Origin of the sequence: Bradyrhizobium sp. YCK136 (assembly GCF_044570075.1) — a bacterium.
In the GTDB taxonomy this organism is placed as follows: Bacteria; Pseudomonadota; Alphaproteobacteria; order Rhizobiales; family Xanthobacteraceae; genus Bradyrhizobium; species Bradyrhizobium diazoefficiens.
This window is the reverse complement of record NZ_CP172424.1, coordinates 1454046-1476902: the sequence shown is the minus strand read 5'-3', so window position 1 is coordinate 1476902 and position 22857 is coordinate 1454046. Positions and strand designations below refer to the sequence as shown.

Sequence of the window (22857 nt, the reverse complement as noted above, 5' to 3'; positions counted from 1 at the left end):
CCGGGATCCATAACCACAGGCAGGCGCGGTTACGGGGACTCGGAGTGACCTGCTTCGCGCAACAACTTCATCTTGTGGTTATGGATCCCGGATCTGCGCGCGCCTAAGGGCGCGCTTGTCCGGGACGACGGAATTTGTGGCAGTAGTCGCGCCTCATATCTCGCACCCTCACATCGGCGGCGTGATCCCGTCCCTGCCGACGTTGACGCGGTTCGCTTCCAGCGAGCCGTCCTCCTTCTTCGCCGCGCCGAAGATGATCAGCTTGGCGCCCGGCTTGATCTCGGACCTGTCGCTGGCGACGAAGCTGACGATCGGGGTATCCGGCGGCACCACGACTTTCTTCTCGCCGTCCTTGTATTTCACCGTGATGTTCTGACCGTCGGTGCCCTTCACGGTCTGCGTCACGGTGGCATTGGTCATGGTCGAGTTGGCGCGCGCGTCCCAGGGCCGAAAACCTTCGGCCGCGCCGCGCTGGTTCTCCGGGAAGATATGCACCGCGATCGCCCTCTGGGTGCCGTCGGGCTCCGGCATGGCGGTGACGCCGATATAGGAGCCTTCCTTGATCTCCGACAGCTCCGTCTTCACCACGGCGAAGACCGCGACGTTGTCGGTCATGCGCACATTCACGTCGCTGCCTTCACGCGTCTTGATGTCGAGCATGTTGCCGTCGACGTTCGCGATGGTGCCGCGGATGCGCACCGTCGGCGCCGGCTGCGCCGAGACAGAGGAAACAGCGATAAAGGTCGCGAAGGCTGCCGCGACGGCGCGCGGCATCCAGGTGTTCAGCTTCGGCATGATTATCCCCTCCAGGGAGTTGCGACGGTCAAACACGGCAACCCCGTGTGACCGCCGCTATTCCCGGCCGTGACGATCACATCGGCGGCGTGAGGCCGTCGCGCCCGACGTTGACGCGGTTGGTCTCGAACGAGCCGTCCGGCAACTGCTTCATGAAGGCGATCACCTTGGCGCCGGCCTTCAGGTCGGTCTTGTCGCCGGGCACGAAGGTCACCACCGGCGTGTTGTCGGGGACGAACACCTTCTTCTCGCCGTCCTTGTACTTGACCAGCAGCGTATGGCCGTCACTGCCGACCACGCTCTCCGACACCGTGGCGTTGGTCATGCTCGAGTTGGGCTTGAGGTCATAGGGGCGCGAGCCTTCGCCGGTGCCGCGCATGCTCTCCGGAAACACATGCACCTCGACGGCGTTGTCGCCGCCGTCAGGTCCCGGCACGGTGGTGGCGCCGACGAAGGAGCCGGGCTTGATGTCGGCGAGTGAAATTTTGGTAATGCCGGACACGCGCACATCGGAGGCGATGTGGAGCTTGACGTCCTCGCCGCTGCGCGACTTGACCTGCAGGATGTCGCCGTTGACGCTCTCGATCGTGCCGCGCACCCGCGTCGGCACCGGCGACCTCTGCGCGAAGGCATAGAGGGTGGAAGCGGCCACCATCGCGACGGCGATGAGCGGACGTGTGAAAGTTGCACGTTGAACAGGCATGATGGTCTCCGGTTGTCCCCACGGATAGAGAACTCCGGAGACCGCGCGCTATTCTTTCAAGACTTTGTGAGATCGGCCTCGACCAATGCGCGCAGCTCGTCCGTGACCCGCGGCCGCCGGCCGAACCACAGCTCGAAGCCGCGCACGGCCTGGTGCAGCAGCATGCCGAGACCGTCGGCGGTCTTGAGGCCGCGTGCCTTTGCTGCGGCGAGCAGCGGCGTCACCAGGGGGACATAGACGAGATCGGCGACGACGGCCGCCTGCGGCAGGCGTGCAACATCAACATCGAGTGAAGGCTGACCGCGCATGCCGAGCGAGGTCGTGTTCACGAGAAGTTTTGCACGCGGCAGCACGTCGTCGATCCCGTCCCACGTAACGGGCTGCACGTTCGGCCCGAACTGCTTCGCCAGCGTCTCGGCCCGCGCGATGGTGCGATTGGCGAGATGGATGCGTTTGATGCCGCGCTCGCGCAGGCCGAACACGACCGCGCGCGCGGAGCCGCCGGCCCCGAGCACCAGCGCCTCCTCGGCCGTGTCCCAGCCGGGCGCGCTGGCATCGAGATTGTTGATGAAGCCCTCGACGTCGGTGTTGGTCGAGCGCAGCTCGCCGTCCTCGAACCACAGCGTGTTGGCGGCGCCGACGGCCTTGGCGCGCGCATCTGGCGTCGACAGCGCCAGCACGCCCTCCTTGTGCGGGATGGTGACGTTGGCGCCGACGAAACCGCGCAGCGACAGCCGCAGCACGAAATCGCGGAGATCCTCGGGCGGGACGGCCTCGATGACATAGCCGCCGGCGATACCGAGCGTGCGCAGCCAGTAATGATGGATCAGCGGCGAGCGCGAATGCGCGGCGGGCCATCCGATCAGACAGGCTGCGGGAGCCTTGGTCACGGTCATCTTCTCCCCGGATCGTATCGGAGGCGATCCATTTCGCGTCCCGCGGGCTCTGTCAAGCGCGCGGGCACGATTCCCGCACTGCGCTTCCGCAAGGCCGTGATGCGGCGCCGGCTTGAGAAGGTGCGCGCCGTCAGGTCGCGGCCATATCATCGGCCGCGGACAGAGCCGCGCCGCCCTTGATGTCGGCGACCGCGCGCGCGATGGCCACGCGATAGCGCGCACGGGGCGGGACGCCATGGGTGAGCAGCGCGCGGCGGACGGCGGGCGAGGCGCCGGTGATGAACAGCCGGATGCCCTGGCGGTGGGCCTTGGCGGCGACGCGGCCGAGCACGTTGGCCGCCGTCGAATCCAGGAACGGCACCGCGGCGAAATCGACCACCAAGCCCTTGCGCTTGTCGGCGATGCCGTCGAGCACGCTTCCGATCGCGGAGGCGGCGCCGAAGAGAAACGCGCCGGTGATGCGATAGACCAGCACGTCGCGATCGACCAGACAGTCTGGATTGCTTCGCTGCGCTCGCAATGACGGAGAGGAGGAGGCTGCGTGAGTCCAACTTTCGCCGTGCGCTCGGACGCAGCCCCTCACCCCACCCTCTCCCCGTAAGAACGGGGAGAGGGTGGGAGAGAGAGTGCTTCCCTCACTGCGCGAGAGACAGACTCACGCCGCGTGCTGATGCGCGGCGATGATCTGGTCGGCGGCGCGGCCCGTGACTTCGGCCATGTGGTCGAACGTACGGGTGAAGCTGCCGGCGCCGGCGGTGGCCGAGCGCAGCTCGACGATCAGCTCGCCGATCTCGGCTTCCGGCATCATGGCGCGGACGCAGTCCCAGCCGCTCCAGCCGTCGCGGGTGTCGAAGCCGAGGATCTGGCCGCGCCGCGCCGACAGGATCGCGTTGATCTTGGCGGTGGCATCCGTCGGGCAGACGATCTCGACCACGTGGATCGGCTCCAGCAATACCGGCTGGCATTGCGGCAGGCCTTCATTAAGTCCGACCCGCGCGGCGGTGCGGAAGGCGAGATCGGAGGAATCGACGCTGTGATAGGAGCCATCGGTCAGCGTCACCTGCACGTCGGTGACGGGGAAACCGAGCGGACCGCGCGTGAGCCCGTCGACGACACCTTCTTCCACCGCCGGGATGTAGTTGCGCGGCACCGCGCCGCCCACCACTTTCTCGGCGAATTTGAAGCCGTCGCCACGCGGCAGCGGCTTGATGTCGAGCACGACATCGCCGAACTGGCCGTGGCCGCCGGACTGCTTCTTGTGACGGCCGCGCTGGGTGATCGGCTTGCGGATTGTCTCCTGATAGCCGATCGCGGGCGGCTGCGAGGTGACCTTGACGCCGAAGCGATCGCGCAGGCGTTCGCTGGCGACGCGCAGATGCATCTCGCCCTGGCCCCACAGCACGGTGTCGTGGGTCTTTGCGTTCTGCACGACCATGAGCGAGGGATCCTCCTCATGCAGCCGCGTCAGCGCCTGGCCGAGCTTGACGTCGTCCTTGCGGTCGGTGGCCGCAACCGAGATCGCGAGCACAGCCGATGTCGGTTCTGCCGTGACCAGCGCCGCCGGCTGGGTCTTGCCGCTCGAGACCATGTCGCCGGTCTTGACCGGATCGAGCTTGGCGAGCGCGACCGTGTCGCCGGCTTCCGCCGCGGCGCGCTTGGTGTCGTAGGCACCGTTGACGGCGAGGATGCCGGAGATGCGCCCCGCGCCGCCGGAGGAGGATTGCAGCGTGGCACCGTCGTCGAGATGGCCGGCGAGCAGCCGCGTCAGCGACAGCTTTCCGCCATGCTGCGAATGCAGCGTCTTGAAGACGTAGCCAAGCGCGTCCTTGCTCTCCGGTGCGCCGAGACGCTTTGCAGTCTCCGCAACACCCGGCGCCTCGTGGCGCAGCGCCTTCATCAGGCGCAGCACGCCGTTTTCGCGCGCCGCGGCGCCGAGCAGCACCGGGCAGATCAGCCCTTCGCGCAATTCGCGGGCGAGATCGTCGAACACGGCATCGCGCGGCGGCTGGATGTCTTCGAGGAGTTGTTCCATCAGCGCATCGTCGTGGTCGGCGAGCTTCTCCAGCATCGAGAAGCGGGCCTCCTTCTCGCGGTCGCGATCGCCGCCTGCGAGCGCGATGACCTCGGAGGCCTTGTGCTCGCGATAGATGAAAGCGCGCTCCAGCGCGAGATCGACGAAGCCCTCGATCAACTCGTCCTTCCAGATCGGGATCTGGCGCAGCACCAGCGGCACGCGCGAGGCGGGCTGGAGGGTTGCGAGCGTCTCGCGGATGCGCTTGTTGGCGCGGTCGATCTTGTTGAGGAACAGGAAACGCGGAATCTTCAGCTCCTCCAGCTCGCGCAGGATGATCTGAAGCTGGGGCAGCTTCTTCTCGTCGGCTTCGCAGACCACGACCGCGGCATCGACCGCGGGCAACGCGGCGCGCATGTCGTGGGCGAATTCGACGGAACCGGGACAGTCGAGGAAGGTGTAGCTGTCGCCCATGAAACTCGTGGTGGCGGCAGTGAGGCCGACGGTCATCTTGTGATGACGGGCCTCGGGCGTGGCGTCGCCGACGGAAGTTCCGGCATCGACGCTGCCGGCACGCGGGATTGCGCCCGTTCGTGCCAATATCGCTTCAAGAAGTGTGGTTTTACCGCTTTGGAATGGGCCCACCAGCGCAATGCACCGTGGACCTCGGGGACTTCTGACGTCTTGTCCCATTCGCCGCCTCCTTGGTGTGGAGCTCGGCCCATGATTGGGTCGGCAAACGCGGATGCTCTGCCCGTCCCCGAGATTTGGCAAGCGTCAAACGTCGCTGCGGTGCGTCCTTGTGATCGCGCTGGTGGAACGGCGCGATCACACGCATAATTGTTAGCGGCCGGGGCGGAGTTCCAGGCTTTCGAGGCCGGCGGCGACGTTGAGTCCGACCTGGCCCTGCACGCTGAGCGGCTGGAGCGCGATCGAATTGTTGGAGCCGCCGACCAGCGCATTGCCACCGATACCGACGCCGACCGAAGCGCTACCCTGCGCGCCGGCATAATTGCCCGAGAGATCGCCGGGGCCGAGCCGGTCGACCGGCGCGAACACGCAGGCCAGCGTCGTCTCCTGGGTGATGCCGATGTCGAGACCGACTTTGCGGATGGTCGCGACATAGCGATCCTCCGGCAAACCGTCGGCACGCAGGACGCAGCCGAGATTGGTCACCGATCCCACGATGAAGCCAACGCTGGCACCGCCGCGGCATTCGAGCACGCCAACCCGGACCATCCGCTGCTGCTGAGCGTCGCTGTTTGCGACGGAGACAACGAGGCTGGCGGCAGTGAGCCCGGCGAAGATGAACGAACGGCGCATGAATGTCTCCGGCGATGAATGTGATGCGAGCAGAGAGTCGCGCCTGCAAGCGAGGCGCGACGTTCTATGCCACAAGAGTCGTAGTGGTGCCAGATCACGCGTGACGATAAGCGTGCAAACAATAAAAAGGCCCGCCAGAGGCGGGCCTTTTCGATAGGTATTTGCGACAGGCTCAGCGGAGATTGCCGCAGAAGCGCTGGATGCGCTTGCAGGCGTCTTCGAGGTCCGAGGTCTTGGTCGCGTAGGAGATGCGGAACGCCGGGCCGAGGCCGAAGGCCGAACCCTGCACTACGGCGACGCCTTCGGTCTCCAGCAGCTCGGTGACGAACTGCTCGTCGTTGGAGATCACGTTGCCCGACGGCGCTTTCTTGCCGATCGTGCCGGCGCAGGACGGATAGACGTAGAACGCACCCTCGGGGCGCGGGCACTCGATCCCGTTCGCCTGGTTGAGCATGGAGACGACGAGGTCGCGGCGCTCCTTGAACACCTTGTTGTTGGCGGGGATGAAGTCCTGCGGACCGTTCAGCGCCTCCACCGAAGCCCACTGCGCGATCGAGCACGGGTTCGAGGTCGACTGCGACTGGATGGTCGCCATCGCCTTGATGAGCTGGGCAGGGCCGCCGGCATAGCCGATGCGCCAGCCGGTCATGCAATAGGCCTTCGACACGCCGTTCACGGTGAGCGTGCGGTCGTAGAGGCTGGGCTCGACCTGCGCGACCGTGGTGAACTGGAAGTCGTCATAGACGAGGTGCTCGTACATGTCGTCGGTCATCACCCACACATGCGGGTGCTTGACCAGCACGTCGGTGAGCGCCTTCAGCTCGGCCCTGGTGTAGGCAGCGCCGGTCGGGTTCGACGGCGAGCACAGGATCACCCATTTGGTCTTCGGCGTGATCGCGCGCTCGAGCGCTTCGGCCCCGAGCTTGAAGCCGGTCGCCGCGGTGCAGACCACCGGCACCGGCTCGCCGCCGGCGAGCGCCACCATCTCGGGATAGCTGACCCAGTACGGCGCCGGGATGATCACCTCGTCGCCCGGATTGATGGTCGCCATCAGCGCGTTGTAGAGCACCTGCTTGCCGCCGGTGCCGACGATGACCTGGTTCGGCTTGTAGACGACGCCGTTCTCGCGCTGAAACTTCGCGATGATGGCTTCCTTCAGCTCGGGGATGCCGTCGACCGCGGTGTACTTGGTCTTGCCGGCTTCGATGGCGTGGATCGCCGCCAGCTTGATGTTGGCGGGCGTGTCGAAGTCGGGCTCGCCGGCACCTAAGCCGATGACGTTGCGGCCCGCCGCTTTCAGCGTGCGTGCTTTATCCGTGACCGCGATGGTCGCGGACGGCTTCACACGGTCGAGCGCAGCGGCAAGGAAGGACATCGTCATCTCCTGACAAGCGTCGTGACCCATGGGTCGTCACGACTCTGATTGTGGGAATGAAGCCACCCTAAAACGTGTGCCGCTGCGCCGCAAGAAACTACGGCCCGATCTCGAAAAAGTTTACGGATTCCGGCGTTTCGAGGCGGGATTTCCCGCAATATTCCGTAACTTTGCCGTCCGAATCCCTCATATCCGGCAAGGCCTGTCCTCGGAGCAATTTTGCGTGTTTGCGGTCGCCAAACCAGACCGTCGTCATGCCCAGGCTTAGCCGTCCGAAGGACGGCGTCGCTTTCGCTCGCCTATGTCCCGGGCATCCACGTTCTTTCTGCCGTGCGGCGAGGCGTGGATGGCCGGGACAAGCCCGGCCATCACGATGTGGAAGCATGGTGCCCTGATCCGATCGCCCTCTCGCGGAGCAACGCATCCGCACGTTGACGCAAGCGTGATCTGATTTGCATCGTCGCGTGGAAATGATCTTCCGTGGCGTTGCAGTGCGGTAGGGTTTTCGAGTTTTTCTATTGGCTGGCTCTTGCGGCGGATTCGCATCGGCATCATTGTTTAGCCGCGTTGCGGGGCAACAAGCGCCGCGCCTTCCCGTCCTCGGTTTAGAACTCCCAGAATGTACAAGCTCTATTCGATGCAACGCTCCGGCAACAGCTACAAGGTCCGCCTTGCGCTGGCTCTGTTGAACTTGCCTTACGAAGCGGTCGAGGTGGACATTCTGCGCGGCGAGAGCCGGACGCCGGACTTTCTGTCCAAGAACCCGTCAGGCCAGGTGCCGCTTCTCGAGGTCGACGGCAACCGTTATCTCGCCGAGTCCAACGCCATCCTGTGGTACGTCGCCGTCGGCACGCCGCTCGCGCCGGAGAACCGCATCGATCGCGCCGAGGCGCTGCAATGGATGTTCTTCGAGCAGCACGCGCTCGAGCCGAACATCGGCGCCGCCTATTTCTGGCTGTCGCTGGTCAAGGGCGGCCGCGACCTCCAGACCCATTCGCTGGAGGACTGGATGGAACGCGGCTATGGCGCGCTCCAGGTGATGGAGAACCATCTCAAGACCAACGCCTATTTTGCCGCGCGCCAGCTCACGGTCGCCGACATCGCGCTGTACGGCTACACCCATCTCGCCGACCGCTGCGATTTCGACCTTTCGACCTTCCCGGCGATCCGGGACTGGCTGAAGCGCGTCGAGGCCGCGCCTGGCTTCGTCGCGATGGACTGGCGGCCGGCCGACATCGACGACCCCGCCAGCATCGCCGCCAGCGCCTGATGGCGCGGGCCCGGGCGAATAGCGGGCATAAGGGTCGTCTTTGCCGCAATCCCGCCATTTTCGTTGCGGCAGCCGCCGCAATATTGCCGGTTGAAACTGGGAAATTCTGGAACGTCGCGGGTGATTCGCTCGCACGTTGAAGGATTTAGACCCATGATTCGGGCGTCCGGCACGGCAGGCTTTCAGGGCCAACCCGCTACCGTTTCGTCTTCCCGGCTGACCAACGCGGTCGCGGCCTCGCTCGCCGTCGCCGCGCTCTCGCTGTGCCTGATCGTCACCCTGACGGTGCTGTCGACCAAGGCGACCATGGCGATGGGCCTGCCGGTCTGATTCCCGTTTCATCCTGGACCAGCCTTCAGGGCGCCGCGTGACCCGCGCCGACCGGCATCGCGACAGGACGTCGATGAAGTCACCTGTGGTAGTCGTTGCAATCACCCTGACTGCGGCCATCCTGGTCGCGGCGTCGCTGTTGATTTTCACCGGCATGCGCAAGAGCTCGGGCACCTCGACGCTGAATGCGCCCGCGTCGCAGCAACGCGTCAGGCACGTGCACTTGGTCTAAAATCATCCGAAAGCTTTGCGCGCCGCCGCAAGCCGCCCTTAAGCACTTCGCACGAATTCGCACCGCACCGGTGCAACCATCAGTCACTGTTGCCGCCTTACCTCGTTCAGGGAGGAACGAGACAGGCCCATGCGATACGGATGGCGTGCGATCTGTGGTCCGGTGCTGACAGCGGCGACCCTGCTGCTGGCGATCCTTTTCGATCGCGCCATCCCCTCGCCCGCACCGCTGCTCGTCTGCATCGTGGCGCTTGCGGGCGCGCTGTCGGGTTTCGCCTCCGCCATCACCAGCGCAGCCTTCGCCGTGACCGGCACGGTGCTGCTCCTGTTCTTCCACCGAGCAATGCCCTTGGCGACCGCGGATCTGGTGCAGCTCGGCCTCCTCGCGGTGACGACCGCCGGCACTGCCGCGATCAGCGGCCTGATGCGCGAGCGGCTGCTCGGCACCTTTGCCGCCGAGCGCCAGAGCCACGCCACCGCCGCGCGGCTGTCGGCCGCGCTCGACCAGGTCGATATCGGCATCGTGCTGCTGGATGCCGAGACGCGCGCCGAATTCATCAACCGCGCGTTCCGCGATTATTTTGCGGTGCCGGACGACATCGCCGACGGCAAACCGCCCTTCGTCGCGCTGATGTATCACGGCCGCGACACCGGCGCGTTCGAGCTGCCGGAGGACGAGCTCGCCACCTTCATCGCGCAGCGCATGGAGATGGTGCGCATCGGCGATGCCACGCCGATCAACATCGCCTTGCGCAGTGGCGAGGTGCTGCGCTTCGTCTGCGCCGCGCTGCCCGACGGCGGGCGCATGCTGAGCTACACCCCGGTAACCGACCTCGTGCGCCACACCGATGCGCCCTCGCGCGCCGACTATTACCGCTCGCTGCGCGACCCGACCGGCCGCAGGCTGATCCGGTACCTGCGCGCCGCTGAATAGCGTCACAGCACGATTGATCGACGCGCCCTTCATCACGTATGAAGGTTGCTTCATCGATCGCGGAATTTCCAGATGTCGCTCACCGTTCGCTCCGTCACCAAGCAGGACTACGATCAATGGCTGCCGCTGTGGGACGGCTACAACGCCTTCTACGGCCGCTCGGGCCCGACCGCGCTCGCGCCCGAGATCACGCGGATGACGTGGCAGCGCTTCTTCGACGCCTATGAACCCGTGCATGCGCTGGTCGCCGAAAGCGACGGCCGGCTGCTCGGGCTGACGCACTACCTATTCCATCGCAGCACCACCGCGATCGAGCCGTCCTGCTATTTGCAGGATCTGTTCACGCTGGAGGCCGCGCGCGGCAAGGGCGTCGCCTCGGCGCTGATCCATGGCGTGTACGAGCGGGCGAAACTGGCGGGATCGCCGCGGGTCTACTGGCAGACGCACGAGACCAACGTCACGGCGCAGCGCCTGTACGACAAGGTCGCGGAGCGGTCCGGCTTCATCGTCTATCGCAAGCTGTTCTAATCCCGCGCGCAGCCTGTGGAAAACTCCCGCTGTCACCTACGCGTTACATAGCGGGACTAGGCTCCACCTGCGTCTGATCAGGCCCCCCGTCACCGATCAAGCGCCCCAAAGCGGTCCCCGTCAGTCGCCGCGTCTGACAGGGGCCGCATTTTTTTGTCCGCTCTGCCGGCATGGCAGCAGCGCGGCGAGCAGCTTGCTGGCGCGGTGCACCGCGGTCACAATGTGCTGCTGCTCGTCTCACAGGATCTCCCATGGAAATTCGCAATCTCGGCGCCTCCGGCCTTCGCGTGTCTGCGGTCGGGCTCGGCTGCAACAATTTCGGCCAGCGCACCGACCTGGAGACCTCGCGCAAGGTGATCCATCGCGCGCTCGATCTCGGCATCACGCTGTTCGACACCGCCGACATCTATTCGAACATGGGCGGATCGGAAAACGTGCTCGGCACTGTCCTGGGCGATCGCCGCAAGGACATCGTGCTGGCGACGAAATATTCCAAGCCGATGGCGGAGGACGGAACCAAGCAGGGCGCCTCGCGCCGCTACATCATGGCCGCCGTGGAAGCGAGCCTGAAGCGGCTGAAGACCGATTACATCGATCTCTACCAGCAGCACGACTATGACCCGCTGACGCCGATCGAGGAGAGCTTGCGCGCGCTCGACGATCTCGTCCGGCAGGGCAAGGTCCGCTACATCGGCAATTCGAACTTTCCGGCCTGGCGGATCGCCGAGGCCGAGTACGTCGCACGCGCGATGAATGTCAGCCGCTTCGTCTCCTGCCAGGACGAATATTCCCTGGTGGTGCGCGACATCGAGAAGGACTTGCTGCCGGCAGCAACGGAATACAAGCTCGGCCTGTTGCCGTTCTTCCCGCTCGCCAGCGGACTTCTGACCGGCAAGTACCGGAAGGGCGAGAGCGCGCCTGATGACACCCGCTTCGGCAAGGTGCCGCGGCTGCGCGACCGCTACGTCACGCCGCGCAACGAGGACATCGTCGAGAAGCTCCAGGCTTTCGCCAAGGCGCGCGGCCACAGCATGCTCGAGCTTGCCTTCTCCTGGCTCGCCGCGCGCCCGCAGGTGTCGAGCGTGATCGCCGGCGCCACCCGCGTCGAGCAGATCGAGGAAAACGTCAAGGCGATCGCGTGGAAGCTCAGCACTGATGATCTTGCCGGGATCGACAAGATCACATTGGGCTGATGTTTTGAAACGCGGCGCTATTTCGCGCCGCGCCCCACCGTCTGCATCACTTCGAAGCCTTCGAATTGCGGATGGCCGAGATAAAGCGGCTTGTTGTCGCCGGCCTTGTGATGCGCGGCCCGAAAAGCCTCCGACTTGGTCCACGCCTCGAACGCCGCGTGGTTCGCCCACACGGTGTGCGAGGCATACAGCGTGTGGTCCTCGAGCTCGGGCCCCCGCAGCAGATGGAATTCGACGAAGCCCGGCACCTTGTCCAGATGCGTGTCGCGCGAGAGCCAGACCTGCTCGAAGGCGGCCTCGGAGCCCTTGGCGACGCGGAAGCGGTTCATGGCGATGTACATGGGTGGTCTCTCCTGATGCTCAGGCGATTATCTCGTCATTCCGGGATGCGCCGCAAGGCGCAGGCCCGGAATCCATAACCCCGATCGGGAGTATGGATTCCGGGCTCGCGCCAAGAGGCGCGCCCCGGAATGACGGCGTTTGTGGATTAGGCCACCAAGCCCTTCATCGGCCTTGCGCTTGCGCTGTCCGGGAACACCGTCTCGGCCAGCACGCGATCGGACAGGCCAAACTGGCCTTGCAGCACGCCCTTGATCACGGAGCGCAAGTCCGTGGTGGGCTTGAGGTCGCGGGCCTCATAGAGGTTGGCGGGCTTGAGGCCCGGCCAGTCGGAGATGACGCGGCCGCCCTTCACCGCGCCGCCGGCGAGCAGCGCGATGGTGGCGGTGCCGTGATCGGTGCCGTCGGTGCCGTTGATGCGCGCGGTGCGGCCGAATTCGGTGGCGACGACGACGACGGTATCGCGCCAGCGCTCGCCGAGGCCGTTCTCGAATTCGGCGAGCGCGCCGTCGAGCCCGCCGAGCAGGAAGGCGAGACGCCCGACCGGGCCGCCTTCATTGGCGTGCGTATCCCAGCCGTCGAAGGCGAGCGCGGCGATGCGCGGGCCGTCGTCGGCCGCCATCAGCTTGGCGGCGCCGCGCGCGACCTGGCGCATCTGCGCGACCTGATTGCCGCCCTTCGGCTTCATGTCGTCGCCGCTTGCGGCCTTCTCCAACTGGAGGCCCTGCGAGAGGGCCATCGCCAACGCGGGATCGCGGTGACGGTAGAGATCGACGAGCCGCATCGCGGTGTCGTCGTCGGCCTGCGGCAGCGCCACCGGCGCCCAGCCGACGGTCGGCGCATTGCCGCGCAGCACCAGCGGCGTGGTCGGGCCGACGGCAAGGCCGCTCGAGACGCGCTCGCCGCGCGGCAGCGCTTCCAGCGCGCGGTTGAGCCAGCCGGACTGCACCCGGCCGGGGCCGGCATAGCCGCTTTCGAGCACGTCCTGGCCGTCGAAATGCGAACGGTCGCGGTAGGGCGTCGCCACCGCGTGGATCACCGCGGCATGCATGTCGCGATACATGCGCGCGAACTCCGGCATAGCCGGATGCAGCGCGAAGAAGGAATCGAGCATGATCGCGGGATGCGCGCCGTCCGACGCGAGCGCGATCGACCCGTGCAGGCCGGCATAATCGGGGTCGCCGACCGGCGCGACGGTCGAGAGCCCGTCGAGCGCACCGCGCAGGATCACCACGATCAGCCGGGGGTCGCGTCCGTCGGCCGCGCGCGCGAATTTCGGCAAATAGGCCCAGGCCGCGAAGGAGGCCCCGCCGAGCAGGAGGCCGCGGCGCGAGGTGAGGAGCCGGTTCTCGACGCAGTCGATCATCATCATCTCCTCTGCATTTCCGGCGACATCAGCAGCAGCGCCAGCGCCTGCTGGCGCGATTCCGCGCGCTCGATGGTCCGCCGCGTTTCGATCGACGCCGCGTCTGCCGCTGCGAATTCCAGCAGGTCGAGCGGGTCGATGTTGTTGCCGAGCCGCGCGCCCATCTGCGCGGCGATGTCGAGCCGCAGCTTCATGCCTTCGGGCGCGGCCCAGGCCGCAACGGTGTCCGGGAAACCGTTGGGACCGGACGGCGACCACAGCGGCTGGCCGAGCAGATTGAGACCGTTCAGATAGGCGCCGGGATCCTCCGGCACGCGCGCGAGCAGCCGGCCGCTCGCGACCAGGAAATCGTAAGGGCTGCGCATCTTGGTCAGCGGCGCCTTCCAGGCCTCGTCAGAATCGACCAACGCGGTCGCCATGGCCTTGAGATCACCGTCGGTCTTGACGAAGACGTCGCGCAGGCGCGCGACCAATGCCTGAGGCGGATCGTCGGCGACAAAATGACGGACGAGCTTGGTCGCGATGAAATTCGCGGTCGAAGGATGCCGGGCGATGTCGGCGAGCGCCGCCTCGCCCTGCGCCAGCCCCGTCGGCTCGTAGGTCTTGCCGAGCAGCACTTGCGGCCCGGGCTGGTGTGCATTGACGTTGAAGGCGAAGGAGCCGGGTGTGCCGAGCCCGCCTTGCCTTCCGGCAAAGGTCCAGCCCGTGATGATGCGCGCGAGCGAGGTGACGTCCTCCTGCGTGTAGCCGCCGCCGACGCCGAGCGTATGCAGCTCCATGATCTCGCGCGCGAGATTTTCGTTGAGCCCGCGCTTGCGGTTCTGCCCCGCCCGCGAGTCCGGCCCGAGCGATTGCTGGTTGTCGAGGAAGAACAGCATCGCCGGATGCTGCTCGACCGCCTTGAGCATGTCGGCGAAGCGTCCAAGCACGTGCGGCCGGATCGCCTCGCGCTCGAACGCGCCGGCCCAGATTCGCGCCAGCTCGCCCTTGCTCGCGGAGATGCAGAAATGATTGGACCAGAACACGACCAGCCGCTCGGTGAAGCCGCACTCGACCAGCGTCGCACGCTGCAAGCGCGCCAGCGCTTCGGCACGAAAGGTTTTCTGGATCACGTTGAGCGGCTGCGGTGCAGGTTTTGCGGCGGGCGGCGCGGCCATGTTCGGCTGCATGGTCTCGGGCTTCGCCGCAGCCTCCGCCGGCTTGGCTTCGGCCATCTGGCCGGCGATCTCGGTCGCAGCCGTATTCAGCGAGAGATTGCGGCGGGGCCCGGGCTTCTGATCAGCCGGCGCCTGCGCTTCGGGCGGCGCTCCGGCCTTGGCGGCGGCCTCGCGCGCCTGCTTGACCTCGTCCTGATAGGCGAACACGGCCTGGCCGAGTTGCGGCGTCGATAGCAGGCCGGGCGCCTCCAGCAGCACACCGTTGGGACGCGCCAGTTCCGCCTTCACGAAACCGCGCGGATCGGACGCCGCGTTGATCAGATCGCCGGATGCCCCGCCGCGGGCGCCGAAGCCGAAGCGGTTGAGCGCGACGAGGGCGGCTTGCGAATCGCGGGCCATCGATTTGTCCTTCGCGGATTGCCAACCGCTTTCCTGGTCTGTGCGCGGCGGATAATATACCGCAGCGGGAGATGAACCCGACATGAAAATGACGGCACAGTTTTTGCGCAAATCATGACAATTCCGAAAGAATCCTCAATGCAGGAACCGCGCCGGCTCACCTGCTCCCGCTGCGGCACCGTGTTCGGCTGCGACCTCTCGGGCACCTGCTGGTGCGCGGAGGAAACTGCGCGACTGCCGATGCCCGTCAAGGGCGAGGACTGTTTGTGCCGGGAGTGTCTGCGCAAGGCGGCGGCGCGTAGCCCGGATGGAGCGCAAGCGTAATCCGGGCTACGGCAGTATCGTAGGGTGGGCAAAGCGAAGCGTGCCCACCATTTTCATTGCGCGTGTGGGGAGATGGTGGGCACGGCGCTTTGCGCCTTTGCCCACCCTACGAAGCGACAAAACTTACACCGCATGCCCCGGCGAGGTCCGCGCCATGCCGTCGAACGCATCGAGCAGCTTCTCGCGCCAGGCGTAGACCGGATCATCCGCCTCCAGCAGCTTGAACGGGCTCGTCACGCGCGCCCACTGAAAACCGCCGAACACGATGTAGTCGGCATAGTTCGGCGCGCCGCCGCCGATGAAGGGCTGCTTCTTCAACGTTTGCCGCATCATCTCCAACGATTTGCGGAAGGCGACCACGCCGGCATCGCGGCTGGCCATGATCTCTTCCAGAGTCTTGCCGCCAAAGCGCGCTTCGCGCGATTGGCGGAAATAGGCGGCATCGACGTCGGCGAGATTCTTCGGGATGTCGGCGACGATCAGCGGAAAGATGCCGCCGACGATGGCGATGTCGCCGAAGGCGTTGATCATGCGCGCCATTGCGCGGCCGCCCTCGCCGCCGAACAGCGACGGGCGATCCGGAAACCTGTCTTCGAGATAGTTCGCGATCGTCCAGGAATCGACGACGGGCTTGTCATCATGCAGGAGCACCGGGACCTTCTCCGAGCCGTGCGGCGCGATCGCGCTCTTCTCGGTGAAGCGCCAGGGCAGTGATTCCGCCGCCAGCCCCTTGTGCGCCAGCGCCATCCGCGTGCGCCAGCAATACGGGCTGAAGGGACGCGAGGCGTCGGTGCCGACGAGTTCGAACAGTTTGAGCGACATGGCCGGTGCTCCGTGATTGCGAACGCAGCGAAGCAATCCAGACTGCCGCCGCGGAGACATTCTGGATTGCTTCGCTGGCGCTCGCAATGATGATGTGGAGACCTCACCGCCCGTGCGTGCGCAAGAACCTCTCGCCTTCCTCCGTGACCGCGATCACCAGCCCGAGGCCTGCAACCGTCTCGCGCGCGACGTAGCCGCGGTCGGCGGCGTCTTCCCAGATGGTGAGGCGCGGGCACGAGGTCTTCCAGGTCGAAATCACCTCGGCATAGGCGCGCGGCTCGCGCGCGACCCATTCGACGAAGTCCAGCACCAGCGGATCGGCAGTCTCGCTCATTGCAAACCTCCCTTGTCGAAGGCCGCCAGCACCGGGGTGCGAACCAGGAGCCAGCTGCCATAGGCGACGTAGTAGCAGGCGATGGTGGTGATCAGCTTGTTCGACCAGACGATGAATTGCTGGTCGGTCATGGCTTCGAGAATGCGGCGCGCGAGCGTGGTGCCGAGCATGGATGCTGCGATCGCGACGCCGGCGAGCACGGGATCGAGGCTCGCGGCCTGGTCGATGATGCCGCCGAAATAGATCAGCTTGGTGAAGTGGCTGACGAGCTGGCACATCGCCTTCGTCGCCACCTTCTCGCGCCGGCCGAAATCGCCGCCGAGGAAGAAGGTGTCGAGCAGCGGCCCCGACACGCCGGTCATCAGCATCAAGTCCATGCAGATCGTGCCATAGACGGTGCCCTGCCAGAGCCTATCAGGGTCCGGCTTGATGTTCGTCGGCAGCAGCCGCGCCATGAACGGGGTGATGCCGAGCAGCAGCAGCGCCATCGGCTTGTCAGGCACGTAGCGGGTGAGCGACCAGGCCGCGAGCGCGATGGTCGCGCCGACCATATAGTTCGCGACCGGACGCCAGCGGATATGCGCCCGCCACAGGAACGCACGCCAGCCGTTCGAGGCCATCTGCGTGATCGCATGCAGCACCATCGCGGTCGGCAGCGGCATCAGGGCCAGCAGCACGCCGATCAGGATCAGCCCGCCCGCCATGCCGAACAGCCCCGACAGGAACGCGGTGGCGACCATCAGCAATCCAAGGGCAGCGATCATCATGGGCGTCACGCGGGGTCTCCGTGGCAAGTGAGGGACGCAGACTCTGCGCTCTCCCTCGCCCCGCTTGCGGGGAGAGGGTGGGGTGAGGGGTGGACTCGCGGAGACTCCCCCTCACCCGGAATTTGCTGTCGCAAATTCCGGCCTCTCCCCGCAGGCGGGGAGAGGCGAAGAAGCAGCCTCCCGCTCAACAAAATCAGCATGGATTACGCTGATATTTCTGCCTCGCTTGCTCCCCTCGCGCAAACTGAGTTATCTTGCCCTGGCATCAGCTTTCCTGAGGGTCGGTCATTTGCGGCGGCTGCTCTTTCTCAACGGCATCAAGGCATTCGAGGCGGCGGCGCGGACCGGCAGCTTTGCTGCGGCGGGCGTCGAGCTCAACGTGTCGGCGGCCGCGGTCAGCCGCATGGTGCATCTGCTGGAGGAGCGGCTCGGCGTCGCGCTGTTCGAGCGCAAGGCCAACAGGCTGGTACTGACGCAGGCGGGACGCGCCTATCAGAGCGGGCTGACGCCGATCTTCGATGCGCTCGCCAGCCTGACCGCGCAGGTGACGGCGCCGTCCAGCGTCCGCGTGCTCACCATCGGCGTCGGCCACACCTTTGCGATGCGCTGGCTGATCCCGCGCCTGTCGGAGTTTCGCAACGAGGAGCCCGACATCGAGGTGCGCTTCACCACCGGCGGCGCGTCGGTGCCGTTCGGCGAGGACTGGAGCTGCGGCATCAAGCTCGGCACCGGCGACTGGCCCGGTCTCGTCGCCGAGCCGCTGTTCGCCGGCGACCTCACGCCGGTCTGCGTGCCCCGTCTCGCCGCGAGCCTGAAGCGCCCGGCCGATCTCAGGGGACCCAGCCTGATCCGCGTCGCACATTCAGCCGAGGACTGGCCGATCTGGCTGAAGGCCGCCAACCTCGCGCGCATCAATGCGCGCGGGCCGGAATTCCAGTTCTACGGCCAGGCGCTCCAGGCCGCCGCCGACGGGCTCGGCATCGCTATGGGCATCCGGCCCTACATCGACGACGATCTCGCCGCCGGGCGCCTGGTAGCGCCGTTCGACCTCTCGGTGCCCAAAGGCATGCGCTGGTATCTGGTCTATCGCAGCTTCCAGACCGAGCAGCGCGACTTTGCCGCGTTCCGCCGCTGGATCATGCGGGCGGCGTCGGAACCCGCCGCCCGTCCGGCGAGGCGCACCGGCCGCACCACCGCGCGGAACTGAAATTCAGCGGTTCCGCGGGCAAAAAACCCCGTCGCATGTGAACCGCTTCACATCCTGAAATCCGCAAACGTGGTCCCCTGACCCTCCAACAAGGCGCTCGAGCAACAGACTCGACCAAGACACTCCGGGGACTACCAATGACGACCATCTATGACGGCTTTGACATCGAATCCTTCGAAGCTGGCAAGGGGCTGTGGCACGCCCGCATCCGGCGCGCCGATTTCAGCCTGGTTGCCATCGACGGCGTGCTGTTTCCGGCCATGGAGGTCGGCTTCGCCTGGCCCGATCGCGACGCCGCGATTGCCGATGCCAAGCACCACATCGATCGCTTCCGCCGGCGGGCCGACAGCGACGACGAATAATCGGTCAGGGACGGCGAAGGGGAACCGGTCATGTCAATCACCGAATTCGACGACGGAGCGCGGCCTCGGATCTACAACCGCGCCGTCCTGTCGAATTGTCCCGAATGCGACGGCGATCTCACGGTGCTCCGCGTGATCGGCGGCCGCGCCGGGTGCGAGTACTGGACCATGCGCTGCACCGATTGCGGCGGGATCCACCTCGACATCCTCAAGCCGCATGGGACGGCCGAGGACAACGAGGGCCCGCTGCCGGCGGCGTGACGTTTCGGCCTGCTGCCAACCTGCTGTCAGCAGCCTGCGCACGGACGGGCATTCGCCCTTTCCTGAGGGGCGGACTCGTCCCATATTCGCCTCATGGCGAAGAAACCTGCATCCTCCGAAAAATCCGGCAAATCCCCCAAGTCCAAGGCCCCGAACTCGAAGGCGCACCGCCCTGACGTGCAGCCGATCGGGCCGGCGCTGGCCGAACTGCTCAATCCCGCGATCAACCGCGGCGATGCCGGGCTTGGATCGGGCACCGGCCTCCAGCCGCCGCCGGACAATTCGCGCGACCGCCGCGCCGGGGGCGAGGCCGCCGCGCATCGCGCGCGCGCCTCGACGCCGAAGGACTTTCCTCCCCCTCCCAACCCTCCCCCGCGTGCGGGGGAGGGAAAGGGTGGGGGCGGACTCGACGAGGCGCCGCAGGCCAATTACGGCACCGCGGCCACGATCCCGACGCTCGATCCGGAACTGGCGCGGCAGCTCGGCCTGCCCACCGAGGAGGACGATGCCGAGGCGCTGGCGCGTCCGCCGCGCAGCAAAATGGAGGCGCTCGGCGTCAAGGCGACCGCGGATGCGCTGGAGTCGCTGATCCGCGAGGGCCGGCCGGAGTTCCGCAAGGACGACGGCTCCACGAAGGTATGGACCCCGCATCGGCCGCCGCGCCCGGAAAAGTCCGAAGGTGGCGTGCGCTTCGAGATCAAGTCGCACTACGAACCGCGCGGCGACCAGCCGACCGCGATCGCCGAGCTCGTCGAGGGCATCGAGCGCAACGACCGCAGCCAAGTGCTGCTCGGCGTCACCGGAAGCGGCAAGACCTACACCATGGCCAAGGTAATCGAGGCGACGCAGCGCCCCGCCATCATCCTGGCGCCGAACAAGACGCTGGCCGCCCAGCTCTATGGCGAGTTCAAGAACTTCTTCCCCGACAACGCGGTCGAATATTTCGTCTCGTATTACGACTACTACCAGCCGGAAGCGTACGTCCCGCGCACCGACACCTATATCGAGAAGGACTCCTCGATCAACGAGCAGATCGACCGCATGCGCCACTCGGCGACGCGCGCGCTGCTCGAACGCGACGACGTCATCATCGTCGCCTCGGTGTCCTGCATCTACGGTATCGGCTCGGTCGAGACCTACACCGCGATGACCTTCGCGCTGAAGAAGGGCGAGCGCATCGACCAGCGCCAGCTGATCGCCGACCTCGTCGCGCTCCAGTACAAGCGCACCCAGGCCGATTTCACCCGCGGCACCTTCCGGGTCAGAGGCGACGTCATCGACATCTTCCCGGCGCACTATGAGGACCGCGCCTGGCGCGTGAACCTGTTCGGCGACACGATCGAGACCATCGAGGAGTTCGATCCGCTCACCGGCCACAAGCAGGACGAGCTCGAATTCATCAAGATGTACGCCAACTCGCACTATGTGACGCCGCGCCCGACGCTGGTGCAGGCGATCAAGTCGATCAAATCGGAATTGAAGCAGCGGCTCGATCAGCTGCACGACCAGGGCCGCCTTTTGGAAGCGCAGCGGCTGGAGCAGCGCACCACCTTCGACCTCGAGATGATGGAGGCGACCGGAAGCTGCGCCGGCATCGAGAACTATTCGCGCTATCTCACCGGACGCCTGCCCGGCGAGCCGCCGCCGACGCTGTTCGAATACGTGCCTGACAACGCGCTGGTGTTCGCCGACGAAAGCCACGTCACCGTCCCCCAGATCGGCGCCATGTTCAAAGGCGACTTCCGCCGCAAGGCGACGCTCGCCGAATACGGTTTCCGCCTGCCCTCCTGCATGGACAACCGCCCGCTCCGCTTCGAGGAATGGGACATGATGCGGCCGCAGACCATCGCGGTGTCGGCGACGCCGAGCGGCTGGGAGCTGAACGAGAGCGGCGGCGTGTTCGTCGAGCAGGTCATTCGCCCGACCGGGCTTATTGATCCTCCGGTCAACATTCGCCCCGCCCGCACCCAGGTCGACGATCTCGTCGGCGAAGTCCGCGCCACCGCGCAGGCCGGCTATCGCTCGCTGATCACGGTGCTGACCAAGCGCATGGCGGAGGATCTCACCGAATATCTGCACGAGCAGGGTATTCGCGTCCGCTACATGCACTCGGATATCGACACCATCGAGCGCATCGAGATCATCCGGGATCTCCGGCTCGGCGCGTTCGACGCGCTGGTCGGCATCAACCTCCTGCGCGAGGGCCTCGACATTCCCGAATGCGCGCTGGTCGCGATTCTCGACGCCGACAAGGAAGGCTTTTTGCGCAGCGAAACGTCCTTGATCCAGACCATCGGCCGCGCCGCGCGCAACGTCGACGGCAAGGTGATCCTCTATGCCGACCAGATGACCGGCTCGATGGAGCGCGCCATCGCCGAGACCAATCGGCGCCGGGAGAAGCAGGTCGAGTACAACACCGCCAACGGCATCACGCCGGAGAGCGTGAAGAAGCAGATCGGCGACATCCTCAATTCCGTCTACGAGCGCGACCACGTGCTGGTCGAGGTCGGCGGCCACGACATGACCGACGACGTCATCTCGATCGGACACAATTTCGAAGCCGTGCTCGCCGATCTCGAAACCCGCATGCGCGAGGCCGCGGCCGATTTGAACTTCGAGGAAGCCGCGCGCCTGCGCGACGAAGTCAAGCGCCTGCGCGCCACCGAGCTCGCGGTGGTCGACGACCCCACCGCCAAGCAGCGCACCGTCCAGGGCAAGGCCGGCGCCTATGCCGGCACCAAGAAGTACGGCGACGCGGCGAACCTGCCCGTCAGCGCGATGAAGAGGAAAACCGTGAGCTCCGCGCTGAAGGCCAGCGGCGGCGGCAGCGGCTCGAAGGTGCACAAGCCGCATCTCGACGAGATGCACGGCCCGGAATCGCTGCCCTACCGCGAGAAGCCGAGCCTGCCCGCAAAGCCGTTCGGCAGCACGAGCCGGATCATCCAGCCGACGGACTCGCGACAGTCAGGACCGGAGTTCGGCCCCACCCCGCGCTCCAGCGGCGGCGCGCCGGGGCATCGCGGCGGGTGGAAGAAGAGGTAGGGGGCGCGGGGTCATCCGCGTTGTTCGTGGTTATGGATTCCGGGCTCGCGACTTCGTCGCGCCCCGGAATGACGAGGGAGAGATATGCTCCCTCGCCCCACGCTCGCCGTCACCACGGCCATCCCCGACAGCAGCAGCACGATGGTAACGAGCTGAAGCGAGGCGACCGGCTGGGTGCGCCAGGCGGTGATCTTGTCGGATCGCGACAGATGGGCCTCGAAGAATTTCGGTTCGTAGACGGTCTTGAATAAGGCGGGGAAGCTCGGACCCACGGCCACCGCGAGCAGCGCGTGGGCGAGCGAGGCGATTGCGACGAAGATGGCGACGCCGGGGTCGCCGACGCGGTCGTGGTTGCCGAGCAGCTTGAGCAGCATCGCGGCGGTGGCGAAGGTCGGGAAGCTCTGGAGGGTCGCGGTCAGCGCGAGGCCTTCGAGCGCGTTGTGCAGGCGGGACTTTGGGGATGACGTTAGTCGCGATGCCGCACGGGTGATTGTGAGTTGGGTCACGCGCCTTTTTGGCGCCGGAACAAGGGGCGAGATGGATTCCGGGCTCGCGCCAAGTGGCGCGCCCCGGAAGGACTGGACTACAGCTTCCCCTGCCCGTTCACCTGGCCCTGCTGTTGCCGCTGCCTTTCCTGTTCCTTGGCGTGGTGCCGGCCGTAGAGGCAGCCGGCGGCGGCCCCGAGGACGCCATGGTGGCCGGCATAGTGGCCGGCGACGCCGCCGACGACGGCGCCCTTGATGCAGCCCTTGGCGTTGGCGGTGGAGGTTGCGCCGAGCACGAGAAGCGCGGCAGTGACGGCGAGAAGCGGGGATTTCATGGATCGGTGTCTCCGGATGTGTCGGCGTCTCAACGGGCGCGGGCGCATCGCGGTTCCACGCGCCTGCG

At 66.2% G+C, this 22857-nt stretch carries 25 protein-coding genes and 1 pseudogene; 11 read left to right on the top strand and 15 right to left on the bottom strand.

The features are described 5' to 3' along the window. Nucleotides 1-168: 168 nt before the first annotated feature. The 7 genes and pseudogenes from ACFLEY_RS07040 to ACFLEY_RS07010 form a co-directional block, all read right to left on the bottom strand. Complete coding sequence (locus ACFLEY_RS07040) at nucleotides 169-774, bottom strand: hypothetical protein (protein ID WP_373565293.1); 606 nt, start codon at nucleotides 772-774, stop codon at nucleotides 169-171. 97 nt (nucleotides 775-871) lie between these two features. Beyond that, the gene (locus ACFLEY_RS07035; RefSeq protein ID WP_060910475.1) at nucleotides 872-1498 is read right to left on the bottom strand and encodes a hypothetical protein; all 627 of its coding nucleotides are present in this window, start codon (nucleotides 1496-1498) and stop codon (nucleotides 872-874) included. Nucleotides 1499-1554: 56 nt separating this feature from the next. Then, nucleotides 1555-2394, bottom strand: coding sequence for a shikimate dehydrogenase (locus ACFLEY_RS07030; RefSeq protein WP_060910474.1), 840 nt, complete (start codon nucleotides 2392-2394; stop codon nucleotides 1555-1557). A 130-nt stretch (nucleotides 2395-2524) separates the two neighbouring features. Next, nucleotides 2525-2896 (bottom strand): annotated as a pseudogene (locus ACFLEY_RS07025) (sodium-independent anion transporter); the annotation flags it as partial. Between the two features lie 153 nt (nucleotides 2897-3049). Next, a complete protein-coding gene (locus ACFLEY_RS07020) occupies nucleotides 3050-5098 on the bottom strand; it encodes an elongation factor G (RefSeq protein ID WP_011090149.1) in 2049 nt (682 codons plus the stop codon). 150 nt (nucleotides 5099-5248) lie between these two features. Further along, a complete protein-coding gene (locus ACFLEY_RS07015; protein WP_060910472.1) occupies nucleotides 5249-5728 on the bottom strand; it encodes a DUF992 domain-containing protein in 480 nt (159 codons plus the stop codon). A gap of 172 nt (nucleotides 5729-5900) precedes the next feature. After that, entirely contained in the window at nucleotides 5901-7103 is a 1203-nt protein-coding gene (locus ACFLEY_RS07010) for a pyridoxal phosphate-dependent aminotransferase (protein ID WP_060912907.1), read from the bottom strand. A 619-nt stretch (nucleotides 7104-7722) separates the two neighbouring features. Here ACFLEY_RS07010 and ACFLEY_RS07005 point away from each other — a divergent pair. From ACFLEY_RS07005 to ACFLEY_RS06980, 6 genes are all read left to right on the top strand, one after another. Then, complete coding sequence (locus tag ACFLEY_RS07005; protein WP_011090153.1) at nucleotides 7723-8373, top strand: glutathione S-transferase family protein; 651 nt, start codon at nucleotides 7723-7725, stop codon at nucleotides 8371-8373. Between the two features lie 153 nt (nucleotides 8374-8526). Beyond that, a complete protein-coding gene (locus tag ACFLEY_RS07000; protein WP_007596747.1) occupies nucleotides 8527-8703 on the top strand; it encodes a hypothetical protein in 177 nt (58 codons plus the stop codon). A gap of 37 nt (nucleotides 8704-8740) precedes the next feature. Next, nucleotides 8741-8935, top strand: coding sequence for a hypothetical protein (locus ACFLEY_RS06995; RefSeq protein WP_060910471.1), 195 nt, complete (start codon nucleotides 8741-8743; stop codon nucleotides 8933-8935). 129 nt (nucleotides 8936-9064) lie between these two features. Further along, entirely contained in the window at nucleotides 9065-9868 is an 804-nt protein-coding gene (locus tag ACFLEY_RS06990) for a PAS-domain containing protein (RefSeq protein WP_060910470.1), read from the top strand. A 72-nt stretch (nucleotides 9869-9940) separates the two neighbouring features. Next, the gene (locus tag ACFLEY_RS06985; protein ID WP_027548413.1) at nucleotides 9941-10396 is read left to right on the top strand and encodes a GNAT family N-acetyltransferase; all 456 of its coding nucleotides are present in this window, start codon (nucleotides 9941-9943) and stop codon (nucleotides 10394-10396) included. A gap of 251 nt (nucleotides 10397-10647) precedes the next feature. Beyond that, nucleotides 10648-11589 carry an aldo/keto reductase gene (locus tag ACFLEY_RS06980; protein ID WP_028174691.1) on the top strand — a complete coding sequence of 314 codons (942 nt, stop codon included), beginning with the start codon at nucleotides 10648-10650 and terminating at the stop codon, nucleotides 11587-11589. 17 nt (nucleotides 11590-11606) lie between these two features. Here the strand turns inward: ACFLEY_RS06980 and ACFLEY_RS06975 are convergent, their stop codons facing one another. From ACFLEY_RS06975 to ACFLEY_RS06965, 3 genes are all read right to left on the bottom strand, one after another. Next, nucleotides 11607-11930 (bottom strand): antibiotic biosynthesis monooxygenase, encoded by a 324-nt coding sequence (locus tag ACFLEY_RS06975; protein WP_008544592.1) that lies wholly within the window; start codon nucleotides 11928-11930, stop codon nucleotides 11607-11609. Between the two features lie 146 nt (nucleotides 11931-12076). Beyond that, entirely contained in the window at nucleotides 12077-13294 is a 1218-nt protein-coding gene (locus tag ACFLEY_RS06970) for a DUF1501 domain-containing protein (RefSeq protein WP_060912905.1), read from the bottom strand. A 2-nt stretch (nucleotides 13295-13296) separates the two neighbouring features. Continuing rightward, nucleotides 13297-14850 (bottom strand): DUF1800 domain-containing protein, encoded by a 1554-nt coding sequence (locus tag ACFLEY_RS06965; RefSeq protein ID WP_060912906.1) that lies wholly within the window; start codon nucleotides 14848-14850, stop codon nucleotides 13297-13299. A 114-nt stretch (nucleotides 14851-14964) separates the two neighbouring features. On the opposite strand from ACFLEY_RS06965, the gene ACFLEY_RS06960 reads away from it, so the two are divergent. After that, on the top strand, nucleotides 14965-15174 hold the full coding sequence (locus ACFLEY_RS06960) for a cysteine-rich CWC family protein (RefSeq protein ID WP_082755958.1): 210 nt from the start codon (nucleotides 14965-14967) through the stop codon (nucleotides 15172-15174). A gap of 123 nt (nucleotides 15175-15297) precedes the next feature. Here ACFLEY_RS06960 and ACFLEY_RS06955 read toward each other — a convergent pair whose 3' ends face one another. The 3 genes from ACFLEY_RS06955 to ACFLEY_RS06945 form a co-directional block, all read right to left on the bottom strand. Beyond that, nucleotides 15298-15996, bottom strand: coding sequence for a glutathione S-transferase family protein (locus ACFLEY_RS06955; protein ID WP_028174688.1), 699 nt, complete (start codon nucleotides 15994-15996; stop codon nucleotides 15298-15300). A 103-nt stretch (nucleotides 15997-16099) separates the two neighbouring features. Next, a complete protein-coding gene (locus ACFLEY_RS06950) occupies nucleotides 16100-16330 on the bottom strand; it encodes a hypothetical protein (RefSeq protein ID WP_060910469.1) in 231 nt (76 codons plus the stop codon). After that, on the bottom strand, nucleotides 16327-17106 hold the full coding sequence (locus ACFLEY_RS06945; protein WP_060910468.1) for a sulfite exporter TauE/SafE family protein: 780 nt from the start codon (nucleotides 17104-17106) through the stop codon (nucleotides 16327-16329). The genes ACFLEY_RS06950 and ACFLEY_RS06945 overlap by 4 nt, the downstream gene beginning before the upstream one ends. Nucleotides 17107-17386: 280 nt before the next feature. On the opposite strand from ACFLEY_RS06945, the gene ACFLEY_RS06940 reads away from it, so the two are divergent. The 4 genes from ACFLEY_RS06940 (at nucleotide 17387) to uvrB (ending at nucleotide 21969) form a co-directional block, all read left to right on the top strand. Beyond that, nucleotides 17387-18304, top strand: a complete 918-nt coding sequence (locus ACFLEY_RS06940; RefSeq protein WP_028174686.1) for a LysR substrate-binding domain-containing protein — start codon at nucleotides 17387-17389, stop codon at nucleotides 18302-18304. A 137-nt stretch (nucleotides 18305-18441) separates the two neighbouring features. Next, nucleotides 18442-18666 carry a hypothetical protein gene (locus tag ACFLEY_RS06935; protein ID WP_028174685.1) on the top strand — a complete coding sequence of 75 codons (225 nt, stop codon included), beginning with the start codon at nucleotides 18442-18444 and terminating at the stop codon, nucleotides 18664-18666. Nucleotides 18667-18696: 30 nt separating this feature from the next. After that, on the top strand, nucleotides 18697-18927 hold the full coding sequence (locus tag ACFLEY_RS06930) for a hypothetical protein (RefSeq protein WP_060910467.1): 231 nt from the start codon (nucleotides 18697-18699) through the stop codon (nucleotides 18925-18927). A 93-nt stretch (nucleotides 18928-19020) separates the two neighbouring features. After that, nucleotides 19021-21969, top strand: coding sequence for an excinuclease ABC subunit UvrB (uvrB, locus tag ACFLEY_RS06925; protein ID WP_082755956.1), 2949 nt, complete (start codon nucleotides 19021-19023; stop codon nucleotides 21967-21969). A gap of 11 nt (nucleotides 21970-21980) precedes the next feature. On the opposite strand, the gene ACFLEY_RS06920 is transcribed toward uvrB, so the two are convergent. Beyond that, complete coding sequence (locus ACFLEY_RS06920; protein ID WP_249162963.1) at nucleotides 21981-22475, bottom strand: hypothetical protein; 495 nt, start codon at nucleotides 22473-22475, stop codon at nucleotides 21981-21983. Nucleotides 22476-22552: 77 nt separating this feature from the next. Next, nucleotides 22553-22789 (bottom strand): hypothetical protein, encoded by a 237-nt coding sequence (locus tag ACFLEY_RS06915; protein ID WP_060910466.1) that lies wholly within the window; start codon nucleotides 22787-22789, stop codon nucleotides 22553-22555. Nucleotides 22790-22857 lie beyond the last annotated feature (68 nt).

Coding starts and splice junctions, on each gene's coding strand:
- ACFLEY_RS07040 (WP_373565293.1), bottom strand. CDS start 774: ATGCCGCGCGCCGTCGCGGCAGCCTTCGCGACCTTTATCGCTGTTTCC.
- ACFLEY_RS07035 (WP_060910475.1), bottom strand. CDS start 1,498: ATGCCTGTTCAACGTGCAACTTTCACACGTCCGCTCATCGCCGTCGCG.
- ACFLEY_RS07030 (WP_060910474.1), bottom strand. CDS start 2,394: ATGACCGTGACCAAGGCTCCCGCAGCCTGTCTGATCGGATGGCCCGCC.
- ACFLEY_RS07020 (WP_011090149.1), bottom strand. CDS start 5,098: ATGGGACAAGACGTCAGAAGTCCCCGAGGTCCACGGTGCATTGCGCTG.
- ACFLEY_RS07015 (WP_060910472.1), bottom strand. CDS start 5,728: ATGCGCCGTTCGTTCATCTTCGCCGGGCTCACTGCCGCCAGCCTCGTT.
- ACFLEY_RS07010 (WP_060912907.1), bottom strand. CDS start 7,103: ATGTCCTTCCTTGCCGCTGCGCTCGACCGTGTGAAGCCGTCCGCGACC.
- ACFLEY_RS07005 (WP_011090153.1), top strand. CDS start 7,723: ATGTACAAGCTCTATTCGATGCAACGCTCCGGCAACAGCTACAAGGTC.
- ACFLEY_RS07000 (WP_007596747.1), top strand. CDS start 8,527: ATGATTCGGGCGTCCGGCACGGCAGGCTTTCAGGGCCAACCCGCTACC.
- ACFLEY_RS06990 (WP_060910470.1), top strand. CDS start 9,065: ATGCGATACGGATGGCGTGCGATCTGTGGTCCGGTGCTGACAGCGGCG.
- ACFLEY_RS06985 (WP_027548413.1), top strand. CDS start 9,941: ATGTCGCTCACCGTTCGCTCCGTCACCAAGCAGGACTACGATCAATGG.
- ACFLEY_RS06980 (WP_028174691.1), top strand. CDS start 10,648: ATGGAAATTCGCAATCTCGGCGCCTCCGGCCTTCGCGTGTCTGCGGTC.
- ACFLEY_RS06975 (WP_008544592.1), bottom strand. CDS start 11,930: ATGTACATCGCCATGAACCGCTTCCGCGTCGCCAAGGGCTCCGAGGCC.
- ACFLEY_RS06970 (WP_060912905.1), bottom strand. CDS start 13,294: ATGATCGACTGCGTCGAGAACCGGCTCCTCACCTCGCGCCGCGGCCTC.
- ACFLEY_RS06965 (WP_060912906.1), bottom strand. CDS start 14,850: ATGGCCCGCGATTCGCAAGCCGCCCTCGTCGCGCTCAACCGCTTCGGC.
- ACFLEY_RS06960 (WP_082755958.1), top strand. CDS start 14,965: ATGACAATTCCGAAAGAATCCTCAATGCAGGAACCGCGCCGGCTCACC.
- ACFLEY_RS06955 (WP_028174688.1), bottom strand. CDS start 15,996: ATGTCGCTCAAACTGTTCGAACTCGTCGGCACCGACGCCTCGCGTCCC.
- ACFLEY_RS06950 (WP_060910469.1), bottom strand. CDS start 16,330: ATGAGCGAGACTGCCGATCCGCTGGTGCTGGACTTCGTCGAATGGGTC.
- ACFLEY_RS06935 (WP_028174685.1), top strand. CDS start 18,442: ATGACGACCATCTATGACGGCTTTGACATCGAATCCTTCGAAGCTGGC.
- ACFLEY_RS06930 (WP_060910467.1), top strand. CDS start 18,697: ATGTCAATCACCGAATTCGACGACGGAGCGCGGCCTCGGATCTACAAC.
- uvrB (WP_082755956.1), top strand. CDS start 19,021: ATGGCGAAGAAACCTGCATCCTCCGAAAAATCCGGCAAATCCCCCAAG.
- ACFLEY_RS06915 (WP_060910466.1), bottom strand. CDS start 22,789: ATGAAATCCCCGCTTCTCGCCGTCACTGCCGCGCTTCTCGTGCTCGGC.